General features: G+C 54.7%; 7 protein-coding genes, 3 tRNA genes and 3 pseudogenes. 5 read left to right on the top strand and 8 right to left on the bottom strand.

Translation table 11 applies throughout. From position 1 onward, the window contains the following. The first annotated feature begins 55 nt into the window (after positions 1-55). Positions 56-1,027 (top strand): DmsE family decaheme c-type cytochrome, encoded by a 972-nt coding sequence (locus ACB032_RS03520; RefSeq protein WP_016351216.1) that lies wholly within the window; start codon positions 56-58, stop codon positions 1,025-1,027. Positions 1,028-1,038: 11 nt separating this feature from the next. Further along, positions 1,039-3,030, top strand: a complete 1,992-nt coding sequence (locus tag ACB032_RS03515; RefSeq protein ID WP_371137352.1) for an MtrB/PioB family decaheme-associated outer membrane protein — start codon at positions 1,039-1,041, stop codon at positions 3,028-3,030. A 179-nt stretch (positions 3,031-3,209) separates the two neighbouring features. On the opposite strand, the gene ACB032_RS03510 is transcribed toward ACB032_RS03515, so the two are convergent. Continuing rightward, positions 3,210-5,291 (bottom strand): methyl-accepting chemotaxis protein, encoded by a 2,082-nt coding sequence (locus ACB032_RS03510; protein ID WP_371137351.1) that lies wholly within the window; start codon positions 5,289-5,291, stop codon positions 3,210-3,212. Between the two features lie 549 nt (positions 5,292-5,840). Here ACB032_RS03510 and ACB032_RS03505 point away from each other — a divergent pair. Both ACB032_RS03505 and ACB032_RS03500 read left to right on the top strand, forming a co-directional pair. Further along, a pseudogene (locus ACB032_RS03505) lies at positions 5,841-6,605 on the top strand (PAS domain-containing protein); the annotation flags it as partial. 87 nt (positions 6,606-6,692) lie between these two features. Then, positions 6,693-7,130 (top strand): methyl-accepting chemotaxis protein, encoded by a 438-nt coding sequence (locus ACB032_RS03500; protein WP_265331781.1) that lies wholly within the window; start codon positions 6,693-6,695, stop codon positions 7,128-7,130. Positions 7,131-7,251: 121 nt separating this feature from the next. Here ACB032_RS03500 and ACB032_RS03495 read toward each other — a convergent pair whose 3' ends face one another. The 4 genes and pseudogenes from ACB032_RS03495 to ACB032_RS03480 form a co-directional block, all read right to left on the bottom strand. Continuing rightward, a complete protein-coding gene (locus ACB032_RS03495) occupies positions 7,252-7,620 on the bottom strand; it encodes a hypothetical protein (protein ID WP_371137350.1) in 369 nt (122 codons plus the stop codon). Positions 7,621-7,647: 27 nt separating this feature from the next. Next, a pseudogene (locus ACB032_RS03490) lies at positions 7,648-8,698 on the bottom strand (tyrosine-type recombinase/integrase). A 40-nt stretch (positions 8,699-8,738) separates the two neighbouring features. Then, positions 8,739-10,967, bottom strand: coding sequence for a sulfatase-like hydrolase/transferase (locus ACB032_RS03485; protein WP_371137349.1), 2,229 nt, complete (start codon positions 10,965-10,967; stop codon positions 8,739-8,741). Positions 10,968-11,084: 117 nt separating this feature from the next. After that, positions 11,085-11,768 (bottom strand): LexA family transcriptional regulator, encoded by a 684-nt coding sequence (locus ACB032_RS03480; protein WP_017411266.1) that lies wholly within the window; start codon positions 11,766-11,768, stop codon positions 11,085-11,087. Between the two features lie 278 nt (positions 11,769-12,046). On the opposite strand from ACB032_RS03480, the pseudogene ACB032_RS03475 reads away from it, so the two are divergent. Next, positions 12,047-12,706 (top strand): annotated as a pseudogene (locus tag ACB032_RS03475) (IS3 family transposase); the annotation flags it as partial. A gap of 104 nt (positions 12,707-12,810) precedes the next feature. Here ACB032_RS03475 and ACB032_RS03470 read toward each other — a convergent pair. The 3 genes from ACB032_RS03470 to ACB032_RS03460 form a co-directional block, all read right to left on the bottom strand. Further along, positions 12,811-12,897 (bottom strand) — tRNA-Leu (locus ACB032_RS03470). A 41-nt stretch (positions 12,898-12,938) separates the two neighbouring features. Continuing rightward, a tRNA-Cys gene (locus ACB032_RS03465) sits at positions 12,939-13,012 on the bottom strand. Positions 13,013-13,046: 34 nt separating this feature from the next. Next, positions 13,047-13,122: transfer RNA gene (locus ACB032_RS03460), tRNA-Gly, on the bottom strand. Between the last annotated feature and the right edge of the window lie 116 nt (positions 13,123-13,238).

The following is a 13,238-nucleotide window of genomic DNA, read 5'->3' as shown; positions in this document are numbered from 1 at the left end:
ACCACCAGGCCGGGGGGATGCCTCCCCCCGGCCCTTTGCCGTTGAAGGACACGATATGAAAAGAATCACCCCGCAGTGGCTCCTGGCGGGTTTGCTGGCACTCGGTTGCCTGCCGGTCTGGGCCAAGAGCGATGCCCAGCCGGCGGCCGATGCCGATCCGCGCCTGCAGGTCGAGGCCACCCTCGACCAGAAATTCGACCAGGGCAAATACTCCCCCAAGGGGGCCGATACCTGCCTCAAGTGCCACGATGCCGACTCGCGCAAGCCCGCCACCGGCATCTTCCACAATGTGCACGGCAACCTCGGCAACCAGAACGGGCCGATGGCCGACAAGCAGTGTGAAGCCTGCCACGGCCCCGCCGGCAACCATCCGCGCAATCCCCGCAAGGGACAGAAGCGGGAACCCATGATCACCTTCGGCCCCGACTCGCCGGTCCCGGTGGAGAAGCAGAACAGCGTCTGTCTCTCCTGCCACACCGATACCCAGCGGATGGGCTGGCATGCCAGTGCTCACGCGGTGGAGGATGTCTCCTGCACCAGCTGCCACAGCCTGCACCAGGCCAAGGATCCGGTGATGGACAGCAAGCTGCAGGTGGAGACCTGTACCAGCTGCCACGCCCAGCAAAAGGCCGATTTGCACAAGCGCACCAGCCACCCCATTCTCAATGGCGAACTGCCCTGCTCCAGTTGCCACAATCCGCACCAGTCGCAGAACGAGGCCAGCCTCAAGCAGCCCAGCCTCAACGAGAGCTGCTACGAGTGTCACGCCGAGAAACGGGGCCCCTTCCTGTGGGAACACGAGCCGGTGACCGAGGATTGCTCCCTCTGCCACAGCCCGCACGGCTCCATCAACCAGGCGTTGCTCAACAAGCGGGTGCCCCAGCTGTGCCAGGAGTGCCACAGCGTGCCCCATGCCAACGTCTCCATCCCCGAGGGGGATCTCAAGGTGCGTGGCGGCAGTTGCCTGAACTGTCATAACCAGATCCACGGGACCAACCATCCCAACGGTCAATCACTGCGGCGCTGAGGAGAGAAGTCATGAAATACTCAACACTTTGGCTCTCCCTGCTGGCGGTCTGCTCGGCCCAGGCGGCCGAGGAGCCGCTGGCAGTCGGGGATTACGCCCTGCAGCAGAGCAAACCGGCCAAGACCGAACGTTGGAGCTGCAAGTCCTGCGAGCGCGATGAAGGCTGGTTTGGCGAGGTGGGGCTGGGTGCCGGCTATGCCAACGACGATGGCGCCACCCGCTTTCGCAACTGGGTTCCCAGCCAGCAGGACAGCGGCATGCTCGGCATCTTCAACGCCGACCTGCAATATCGGGGAGAAGGCTCCCGCTACGGCAGCCTAGAGGTGAAGAACCTTGGCATGGAGCGCTTCAGCCTGGCGACCGAACAGGGCCACTACGACGGCATGCGCGCCCGGCTGGGCTACTCGGAGTCCCCCTTCTACTGGAACAGCCACGGCCGCAGCGTCTATCAGCCGGGCGAGAGCCCGCTGACCCAGGGGTCGCTGGCCGAGTTTGACAAGGAGGTGGTGCGCAAGAAGCTGACCGCCGGGCTCGCCTATACCCCGAAGAGCCCGTGGCGCCCCTACGCCGATTTTTCTCATGAGAAAAAAGAGGCCACCCTCGCCTACTACCAGTCGAGCGTGCCCGGCATCGGCAGCGGGCCAGGCCTTTTGCCCAAGCCCGTCGACGGCAGCTCGACCACCCTGGTCAAGAGCGGCGTCAGCTACCTGGGAGAAGGCTGGCTGGTCGATCTCGCCTACAACGGCTCCCTCTACCGTACCGATGACACGGCGCTCTACTATGGCAGCGTCGCCGACCCTTACGCCAACGAGCGCGCCTACGAGCCGGACAACAACTTCCACCAGCTGAGCCTTTCCGGCCAGTACAACTGGGATCGGCAGAGCCTGACCGGCCGCGTGCTCACCAGCCAGGCCACCTCCAACGGCAGCCTGACCGCGTTTCGCAACGCCCCCATCAGCCAGGATGACTTCCACGGCGAGGTAAGCACCCTGCAGGCTGACGCCAAGTGGGTGGGTCGCTTTGGCCGGGATCTCACCCTGCGCGCCGGCGGCGAGTATCGGGACCGCAAGGACAAGTCCGATGAATACGCGGTGGTCGGCAAGCAGCGCGGCAAGAGCGATCGCACCCGCAGCAAGGCGGATCTGGCGGCCGACTACCGGCTCAGCCGCTCGGTCAAGCTCACTACCGGCTATCAGTACAAGGCCGATCAGCGCGAGCAGGCCGACCGACAGGACACCGACGAGCACACCCTGTTCCTCAAGGGGCGCTACCGCCCGGCCGGGGCGCTGCAACTGGGCGGCAAGCTCGCCTGGAGCACCCGCGACGGCTCGGACTGGCGCCACGATAGCGCCGGTGGCAACGGCAGCCCGACCCTGCGCCAGTTCTATCTGGCGGACAGGGACAGGGTCGAGCTCAGGGGGGATCTCGGCTATCAGTTCAGCGAGGGGATAGATGCCCGCCTCGAAGGGTGGTGGGCCAGGGATGACTACAAGGAGCCGGACATAGGGCGCAGCGAGGGCAAGGATTATGGCCTCGACCTGACCCTCAACCAGCAGTTCGACGACAACCTGAGCGGCCACCTGTTCAGCAACCTGCAGTGGATCACCTCCAGCCAGAACCACGCCTACACAGGTGCGCCAGACTGGGATCCCTACAGCACGGCGGTACGCGACGAGATCACCACCCTCGGGCTCGGGCTCACCCAGAAGAAGGCGTTTGACCGGGATCTCGAGCTCGGGCTCGATTACAGCTTCGCCTATGGCCGCGGCAAAACCGACGCCAGCAAGGGCTATGACTACCCGGATCTGACCAGCAAGCAACACCGGCTGGAAGGCTACGCCCTCTATCAGCTGACCAAGCAGCATTCGCTGCGCTGGGATGTGCGCTACGAATACTTCCAGGATGTGGATTACCTCTACACCGGCGAAGAGCGCAACCTTGGCAACCTGAACCAGGACTACAACGGCTACTTCACCGCCGTCTCCTGGCTCTACAAGTTCTAAAGGCGCGATTGCGCACCGGCTAAGGGCAGACACCTTGTGTTGTCAGCCCAACAATAAAGAGGGGAGCCCAGGCCCCCCTCTTTTATCATCTCGTCTTTGTTCTCTTGATTACCTCTTCACTCTGTCGGTCAAGCAGGCTGCCGCGTGGCGGCCATCCACCTGTCGGGCTCGACACGGCATCAGCCGGTATAGGTCGGTTCCAGCGCATAATGCTTGAAGCAGGCCTCCAGCTGGCTGCGCGCCTGCGGTGCCACTTCGATGAACTCCAGCCCGTATACCTCGCCCTCTTCCGCCTGACGGGACCACATCACCCTGGCCTTGATCGTCAGCGGCGTCTGGTTGCGATACAGATCGATGGAGGGCTTGGGGGTGTAGATCTTGAGCTCCACCTCGGCGCGCTTGTCTAGGGCCAGGGGCTGCACCGTGCGCAGTCGCAGGCCGGTGACGCTGAAGTCCTCGGTGATCGACTCATGGAACCCGCCCCCGGCCTGTACCTTCACCATCATGTGCTGGTACATGCGCGGCGCCCGGCGCAGCTCGTGCTCGCTGCGATCTGCCCCGCTCTCGGCCTCGAAGCGGAACTGCTCCATGATATCGCGCAGCTGGCTCGACTCCTGATAGAGGGTGCGACTGATGATCCCGGTGGTCTGCACCTTCTCGGTGTTCTCCGCGAGCGCATGCAGCAGATCGTGCAGATGGGCATTGAGCGAGGAGAGCTTGCCCATCTGCTCGTCGCTGGTGCCGCGGATCTGATCCGCCGCGCCGACGCTGCGCTCGATCTCCGTCATCAGGCCGTTGATGGACTGGCTCGCCTCGTGCGCCTTGTCCATGGTCAGGTGAGTACGGGCGATGACGCTCTTCACCGAGCTCTCGTTCTCGCCAATGAGCCGGCTCAGGGTCGTGACGATCTCGTTGATCTCCTTGGTGGCCTGACCGGCATTGTTGGCCAGCTTGCGCACCTCGTCGGCCACCACCGCAAAGCCGCGGCCATACTCCCCGGCCCGGGCCGCTTCGATGGCGGCGTTGAGAGCCAGCAGGTTGGTCTGCTCGGTGATGGCGGTGATGGACTGGGTGATCACCTGAATGCGCTGGCTCGCCTCGCTCAGCTGGCGGGTCTTCTGCTCCGCCTGCTGCGCCTCGGTCACGGCGTGGCGCATCTCTTCGATGTTTTCACTCATCACCCGGGTGCTGCGATGGGCGCTCTGATAGGCAAGCTCGGCCTGCTGCCCCACCTGGCTTGCCAGGCCGGAGACCGCCTCGGCGGCGCAGGAGAGATCGTTGCTGGCGCGGGTCACTTCCGCCGAGTGGTGCTGCTCCAGCTGGGAAGCGTCGGTGATGGTTCTCGAGATATCGGAGATCTGATAGGAGGACTGGGCCAGCTGCCGGGTCCGCAGGTCTATCTGGCGCATGTGGCGACTGAGCTGCGCCGCCATCAGCCGCATGGCCCCGAGCACGCTGTGATTGTCTGCCGAACGGGTCTGGATGGCGACGGTGAGGTTGCCCGCCGCAATCTCGGCGGCCACCCGCGCGGCATAATCCGGCTCGCCGCCCAGGGTGCGCATCAGGTGACGGTACTGGATGAAATAGGCCAGCGCCACGAACAGCAGGGAGACCAGCCCGGCCACCAGCCCCATCAGCAGGGCCAGCTCCTTGGCCTCGTCGCGGCTGGCGTCGGCACGGGTGATCTGGCTGTCCAGCTGATGATTGATGCGCTCAAGCCGCTCGTTGATGTTTATCACCATGTGATCAAAGCCACCCTGGCTGCTCATCATCAGGTTGCCCGCTGCCTGGCCCTGGCGACTGTAGGTATCCACCATGACCGCCCCTTTCTCATACAGCCCCTTGACCGTCTCCTGCATCGGCAGCAGCTCGTCGCTCAAGTCCGGCAGGCTGCGCATCAGGGTATCGAGATTCTGCAAGGCGGTATCGCGGAAGGTGGCGGCCTCGGCGAGGCCCTCTTCCGTGTTGCCGGTCACCGCCGCATCTGTGATGAACTGCTGGATCTGCACCAGGTCATAGCGCGTCTCCTTGAAGATGAGGTGAGCCTGATTGAAGCGCTCGACCTTCTCCTGCGCACGCAGCTGGGCCTGGCTGCTCCACAAGGAGACGATGGATGCCACGATCAGCGGCACCGCCACCAGGATCCCCCCCAGGATCATCATCCGTTTGACCGAATGCCTTCCTCGCGGTGCATGCGACATCGCATGTGCCTCGGTCTGGTCGAAGGCGGTGTCCTGCAAGAGTCCTTGTGCAGTAGCCATGGCATCACCTCATCCTGGTAGCAGAGCGTCATTGGGCCATCGCAGCAAGGCATTCAGCTGCAAAGAGCCGATCCGTTTTGTCGACCCAAGCAAAACCCAAGCCAGAAAAAATGGCCGGATTTTCCCCCCTCTTCCGCCCCCAATGCGGGCAACTTGCCACAAGGCCCGCCCAAAGCCCGCAAAACGCGATGCAAACTGCAATAAAAGCGGCTTTTTCTGCCCGAGTCGCCCCCTCGGGCCACCACGCCTTGCCCTGTTCGGCGCAGCTCCCTTTACCATGCTTGGCTCACGGACGCGGCTTCCCGGCCTGGTGTGAGCCGCCGCCAACGCCCGGCCATATTGACGATCAACAAACTATTGGCAGGTACCCAGCTCAGGGGTCAACACCATCCGTTGGCGCACCATGGCGTATTAGGCCTGGTTTTTGTATGGAGTAGCCCGAGTCAGTGGTCAGCGGGTGTTGCACTCACAAGCGGAGCCTTATGCCTGCAAGGTGTAAGAGGTGGATTGAAGGCTCATTGAATGATTTGACCTGGTTGGGGAGTTCCTATGTTCAACGCAAAACTCAAGAACGAGCTGGCAGCAGAAAGAGCAAGGGCCTTGCAGAGCGAGGCGCTGAACCACGCCATGCATGCCCATCTCCCCATGATCGAATTCACCCCCGAGGGCCATATCCTCGATGCAAGCCCGCTGTTTCTCGGCACCGTCGGCTACAGCCTCAAGGAGATCGTGGGGCAGCACCATGCCATCTTCTGTCGAAAAGAGGACTCTGACTCCCCCTCCTATCGGGAATTCTGGAGGAAGCTGGCCAATGGCCACAGTCAGCAGGGTACCTTCCAGCGAGTCGGCAAGCACGGCCAGGAAATCTGGCTGGAAGCAACCTACTTCCCGGTCAGCCAGGATGGCAAGGTCAGCAAAGTCGTTAAAATCGCCTCCGACGTGACCTTGCAACATGACCTGCTCATGACGCAGAAAGCGATATTCGAAGCGCTGGACCGCTCCCTTGCGGTCATCGAGTTTGAGCCAAACGGCGTCATCATCAACGCCAACCGCAATTTTCTCGACACCATGGGCTATCGGCTCGATGAAATAAAAGGTCGTCAGCATCGCATGTTCTGTGATGAATCGTTTTATCGGGAACACCCCGATTTCTGGCAGGAACTGGCTCAGGGAACCTTCAAATCAGGGCGCTTTCAGCGCTTTGACAAGCAAGGTCATGAAATCTGGCTGGAAGCGACCTACAACGCAGTGCGGGGCAGCCATGGCAAGGTCATCAAGGTCATCAAGTTCGCCTCCAACATCACCTCGCAAATCAAAAAAGATCAGGCCGTGCAAAATGTGGCCAAAGTGGCCAACGAAACCTCCGTCACCACCAAGGCTTCCGCCATCAAGGGTGAGGACATGCTGACCACCGTCGTCTCCACCTCGGACAACATCGTCATCCAGATGGAAAATGCCAGTACGCTGATGAGCAAGCTGCATGCCCAATCCCAAAATATCACCGCCATCGTTTCCACCATCAGCAGCATTGCAGATCAGACCAACCTGCTGGCACTCAACGCCGCCATCGAAGCCGCGCGAGCCGGTGAACAAGGCAGAGGCTTTGCCGTCGTCGCTGATGAAGTACGTCAACTGGCGGCAAGAACCTCCCAATCCACCAACGAGATAGCGAGCGTGGTCAGCCAGAACCAGCAGCTCACCCATCAGGTCAGCGAACAGATCCAGTCCGCGGCTGATGGCGCCATCCATGGACAAAGGCAGATCGACGACGTCGCGAAAGTGATGCAAGAGATAAGGAATGGCGCCGAAGAAGTGTCGACCATCATCTCGGAACTCTAGAGCAATCAGAGAAATACTACGGTAGAGGGCCTGTCATCGAGCAGGCTCTTTGATTTTTAGGCAAGAATATCCACGGGTTTGAAGTTGGTAAAAGGTCACCTGAATAGTCGACTTGCAGTTGTCACTTACATCCCTTCTCAGCCAGCAGAACCGACAGCCTGTGCCACTCTTCGGCAAACCGCAGCCTCAGATAAAACTGCCTGAGCATGATGGACAGTTTCTTGGCAAACCCGGCCTTGGCCTCTCTTGCCAGCAAGCGCTGGACCTCCGCCCAAAGTAAATCACGTTCAAAGCCGGTCCAGATCGGTGGCACGGGTGCCAGGGTGTTGGTGTAACAAACCGGCGCAACCCATTCGAACAAGACCATCTCGACGTGGGCAACGGGAAAGCCCCGTGCCACCTGAGCGATCAACTCGAAATCGACCTCATTATCGACAAAGAGATCGGACAGCACTTCACACAGGTCAATGTCTGATACTGGCTGATCCATTCAACCCATCCGATGGCCGAGGTGGCTTCAATTTAAACCACAGACGGCCAGCGGGTTCAACCTCACCGCATCTTCCAGATGATCAGGGGAAAAATGTGCGTATCGCATGGTCATGGCGATGGTGGAGTGGCCGAGGATTTTCTGCAGAACCAGGATGTTGCCGCCGTTCATCATAAAGTGACTGGCGAAGGTGTGACGCAGAACGTGGGTATTCTGCCCTGGGGGCAGCTCCAGCCCTGCCCGTTCGACCACCATCTCGAAGGCCCGATAGCAGTCACCAAACAGGCGGCCGCGCTTTCTGGGCAACTGGGCATGGAGCTCGGGGCTGATGGGCACACTGCGACTCTTCTTACTCTTAGTTCGGGTGAAGGTAATGCGATTGGGGGATACCTGGGACTGAGTCAGCTCTTCCACCTCAGACCAGCGGGCGCCAGTAGCGAGGCACAGCTTCACCACCATCAGCAGGTCGGGGTTTGGGCTCTCGGCGCAGGCGGCCAGCAGGCGCTTGAGTTCGTCAGGGTAGAGGAAGACCAGTTCGGCCTCTGCCACCTTGTAGGCCCGAAGCCCATCGAGGTGATTTTCCCCCTGCCACTCCCCTAGCCTTTTCAGCTCGTTGAACACCGCACGCAGGTAAGCGTGTTCACGGTTCACCGTGTTGGGGGTGACCCCCTGCTTCTCTTGGTTGACTGCGCGCCGGTCAGTGATATCGCCCGAGAGGCGAGGGCGAGCTTCACGGTAGGCGGCAAAATCACGAGTGGTGAAGTTAACCGCCAGCGGGTCACCAAGGGACTGGCAGGCTGTCAGCAGCTTGGACTTACGAGCCTCACCATCACGCAAACCCTGACCATGGCGACCAAACCAGAGTTCGGCCAGCTCGGAGAGATGCCGACCATCACTAGGTTTCCCCAGCCCCTCCAGCCAAGGCTTACCCTTATCCGGGTCCAGCACAAACGCTCACATGCCAATACCTCCCCCTTGGTGGCGAAGCGCTTTCTCTTGCGGGGCTATCACAACCTTGAGGGTAGACTTCGACAAGCCATAGCTTGAATTTACCGTCATCGAGTTTACGGACTGTCATTACTTAGGTAACCCATTTTATATCAGGTCTATGTTTATATTCAAAAAATAGGGCGATTTAAATCGACTACTTCAGCATTGTTATCAAATGCCATTACATCCCCAGCTTTAATTGGGGCTCGAATGACATCTAAAACATCATTTTTAAACATTTCAGAATCTACTTTAAGCAGTACGTATTCGCCTGATTTAAATTGATTTTTTTTGATTTTCTCTGACAATGGAAATACTGCACCAAGGGTCCCCATACAGGTATCATATTGAAAGGATATAAATGCACTTTTGTACATTTTTTTCTCTAAACTAATTTTTTTGATGTCATTGCAGTTAGAGTAATTTTTTATTTCATGGCTACCATCAAAATTGCTTTTAATTATATTAACACCCGCACCAATTGCTTTGTAATCACCGTCAATATAGATTGAATCAACAGACACCCCATTAGACGAATTGAACGAATAGATGCCTTCAAAGGAAACCGGAGACGTTATCAACGTCATTTTTTGTTTGTCAAAAAAGTCATCTTTTATTGATGCTGTATTTTTAAAAAATTGTATTGATACTGCTTTGTTTTTTTCACCAAAGACAAAACAACCCCCATCACTTTTCACCCCCAACTCGTTACATGAGTTAACGATAACAAATGATGTACCATTATTTAAAGATAAATAATGCTTGTTAAACTCATCAAAATACACATTATCTATATCAACCTCACCCTTCAAAACAAATAATGCGGGGAGTGAATAATACTTATCCCCTGCTAGAAACACTTTGTTGTCTTTTATTTTCGCACCATGCGAGAATGTAGAGAAAGACCAAGTGTTTTTTGAGAAGTTAGAATAGGACGAAAGAGCTTTATCACCTTTATTAAATTTGGCGTAGGCCATACCGCTATAATAATCCTCAAGTAGATTTCGGCCGAAACCTAACCCATCGTTATTACCAAGAAATGAAAGTATAGTTGCACCCACATCAATCAATAAGCCAGGTCTATCAACCTTCTTTTTTTCCAAGTTAGCACCAAGCACAACGAATAAATTCTTTCTACTTCTAGGATCTTTATTCAGAATAGATAGTGCATCATTACTCATAGCCAAATGGTCTGATTGCAATATGATTATTGTATCTTTATAAGCCTCAGAAGACTGAATCTTACTGATGAATTCAGCCAACAACTTGTCTGAACATTGAACTGCATTAAGTATGTTCACTGTTCCATCGCCATACGGCTTATCATTAATGCATCTCGATGGAATATGCCCCCATGGATGGTGCGTATCTAGAGTCAACAGCGATAAAACAAACGGCTTCTTATTTTTACTAAGCTCAACAAATGACTCATATGCATAATCAAGAAGATGGTCATCATGAATACCCCAGTCAGAGTAATTCATATTATCAGGTGGGATTATTTTTTCAAAGTAATCTCGATCAACTGATGTGTAACCATGTTGTTTTATAAAAGTTCCTTTTCCAGCGAAATCAGACTTTGCGCCACCAATAAATTTAAGCTCATATCCATGATCCTTTAAAATGTCACCTAAACAATAAGCATCAGGCATAAACTGAGATATTGCCCCCATGTTATTCCCTTGCCCACCAGGTAATGATAGTGGCAATCCACACTGGCTATTTACCAAGCCTGCAATAGTCCAACCGCCCCCATCATTATCAATATTAGTAAAATCTATACCTTCATTGATGATAGGAACAAGCTTAGATATGAGCCCAGGAAATTCACTCTCACTTAAATATGTTCTCTCAAGACTTTCAGCGTAAATCAGAACTATATTTTTCTTGTTTTTAATTTTTGACTTATTTACAACATATTCATCACCAACGTCTCGTTTATCGAACACGCCAGATACATACAGCCTAGCTTGCTCGTAATAATTGTTTACCCATGGAGAAATCAAAAACAATAAAAACGAAAGAGAAAATGATATGAATGGACTAACTTTCATCAACCCTTTCTTACTTTTTTTGATAAAAATCTGAGAAAGTATAAATATGATTGCACAAAAAACAAATCCAGCGCCATATGAGATTTCTTTAACATACTCACTGAACCCAGCGCCTTGCACCCCAGTATACAAGTGATACATTACTGAAGTATTAAACCCTGCACCAGTAAACATATCACTTACAACATAAAGTCCACTTAAGGCTATGTACAGGACAGCAACTGAAATAAGCAAACCACGACATCTAGTTGTACTTATGCACAAAATAAAAAAAACTAAAATCGAGACAACGATGATAATCAATTAGCCCACCTTTACAGTAAATCTAAAAATATATTGTTGTATATTATTATTAACGCTGAATTTGCATATTCCTATGAATAGTAAAAGCAGCATTAAGCCTATCAAAAACATGTTCAGCTATCGTTTCCTAAAAATTCGTTGCTCAACCATCACACCGATGATCTGAATGTACTGTCGGTCGGAGTACATGGTGGGGTAATCATCGTTGAGGGGGACAAGTTCAAATACCTCTTGCCCGTTCTCATCGATGCCACGGGGGCGGTACTTTTTGAAAGTTGCCTCGTTGCTGCCGTTCTTGACCACAACGAAATCTCCAGGTTGCGGCGCTTCGTCGGGGTCAACGATGATCAAATCCCCTTCTTTGAACTGCGGCAACATGGAATCGCCACGTAGCCAGAGGCCAAAGCCACAGGACCCAATATCGACACTGGCTGTCACATACTCAACATTGCCATCGAAGGTGGTGGCCTGCTCGCACATCTCACGCCAGTTCCCCGCCTGGACATAGCTGATCACAGGGATCCGCTTACGCTGTGATATCACCGCCGGTTCGACGTTGTGATAACCAAGAATTAGGTGTTCTGCAGGTAGCTGAGGGAAATCCCCGCTCCCAGTTAAAAGCCAGTCAACAGTAACCCCGAGAGCCACTGCTAACTCATTGAGATAGCGCCCATTAGGTGTGTTCTCACCTCGCTCCCATTGGCTAATGGATACGCGTGATACACCGACTCTTGAGCCAAGAGTTTCTTGGCTATACCCGAGCCTCTTGCGTGTCTCTTTGATACGGTCATTTATTTTCATGTAAGCAATCTTACAATTTGCTTTCGTAGACTTTCTTGTCTTTTTTGTAAGTTTTTCCTTCCACCCCACATTCACCTAACGTTACATTTTATTTCGTAAATAAACCTTACAAAGTGAGCCCGTGTAATGGTCTAATCATCCCGGACACCCTTTTAGGTAGTACCGTCGCCACCATGATCTGATGTGTTCAATGACGATATTAGGTCGCTCATTTACTGCCCAATTCAAACTCGAAACCGCATCCCTGGTGCTCGATTAGGGATATTCTCTCCCCGAAGCAGGCGTTAGGGTATCAGATTGACCGATTCAAAGTCCGTAACCTGATGAAAGAAGCCGCACTGGCATCCAAATACCCCGGTGCACACCGTTAAAAGGTTGCACGGTCTGAACGACCGGACATTCCCAATCTGCTGGCCCGAGAATCTGATGTTCCACAACCCAATCATATGTGGTGTGGCGATATCACCTACGTCTGGGCAGGTGGTCGTTGGCATTACCTGGCAGCGGTGCTTGACCTGCACACCCGGCGGGTCGTGGGCTGGGTGATGTCTGATAAGTCTAATGTAGAGCTGGCCATCAAAGCACTGGAGATGGCCTATCAGCAGCGGGGTTGCCCATCAGGCATGCTGTTTCACTCCGACCAGGGCAACCAATATGGCAGCCGGGCATTTCGGCAACGACTGTGGCGCTACCGCATGACCCAGAGCATGAGTCGACGTGATCATTGTTGGGATAGCGCCCCGATGGAACGGTTTTTCAGAAGCCAGAAGTCAGAATGGCTCCCGGCTATGAGATATATGATTTTGCGGGAAGCGAAACGAGGTATCAGTTATTACCTGATGGATTACTACAACTGGCGGCGTCCATATCAACACAATGACGGGATGCCGCCAGCAAAAGCCGAGGCTCCGCCTGACCAAGTGTCCGAATTTAGTTGACCACTACACTGTGGCGCTATGGACTCGACACAATCGCTGTCGCCATTTCACCAAAAACAAAAAGGCCGCTATTGCTAGCGGCCTTAGTAAGTCTTTGATTTTAATGGTGCCCGAGGCCGGAATCGAACCGGCACGACGCGAACGTCGAGGGATTTTAAATCCCTTGTGTCTACCGATTTCACCACTCGGGCACCGTAATCGGTATCAAGCTCGCGCCGCGGGCTTGTCAATATGGAGGCACGTTCCGGAGTCGAACCGGACTAAACGGATTTGCAATCCGCTGCATAACCGCTTTGCTAACGCGCCATGCAAAAGAGAGAAACTCTCTATTGTCTGAATTTGGAGCGGGAAACGAGACTCGAACTCGCGACCCCGACCTTGGCAAGGTCGTGCTCTACCAACTGAGCTATTCCCGCAATGGTCTGGCTGACTGCCTGACTACGAGGACGCATTCTAGCGATGTTCCTCGCCCAGTCAACCAAAAATGTTTAATACCCTGATCGTTCGGGTGTTTTTTGCCCTTTTCCTGCAT

It is taken from the genome of Aeromonas sp. S5(2024), from assembly GCF_041403025.1.
In the GTDB taxonomy this organism is placed as follows: domain Bacteria; phylum Pseudomonadota; class Gammaproteobacteria; order Enterobacterales; family Aeromonadaceae; genus Aeromonas; species Aeromonas hydrophila.
Note: the sequence above shows the minus strand (reverse complement) of the source record. Positions and strands in the feature narration are given on the sequence as shown.

What these genes read in the sequence shown, in the direction of transcription:
- ACB032_RS03520 (WP_016351216.1), top strand. Translation starts at nt 56, where the DNA reads ATGAAAAGAATCACCCCGCAGTGGCTCCTGGCGGGTTTGCTGGCACTC.
- ACB032_RS03515 (WP_371137352.1), top strand. Translation starts at nt 1,039, where the DNA reads ATGAAATACTCAACACTTTGGCTCTCCCTGCTGGCGGTCTGCTCGGCC.
- ACB032_RS03510 (WP_371137351.1), bottom strand. Translation starts at nt 5,291, where the DNA reads ATGGCTACTGCACAAGGACTCTTGCAGGACACCGCCTTCGACCAGACC.
- ACB032_RS03500 (WP_265331781.1), top strand. Translation starts at nt 6,693, where the DNA reads ATGCTGACCACCGTCGTCTCCACCTCGGACAACATCGTCATCCAGATG.
- ACB032_RS03495 (WP_371137350.1), bottom strand. Translation starts at nt 7,620, where the DNA reads ATGGATCAGCCAGTATCAGACATTGACCTGTGTGAAGTGCTGTCCGAT.
- ACB032_RS03480 (WP_017411266.1), bottom strand. Translation starts at nt 11,768, where the DNA reads ATGAAAATAAATGACCGTATCAAAGAGACACGCAAGAGGCTCGGGTAT.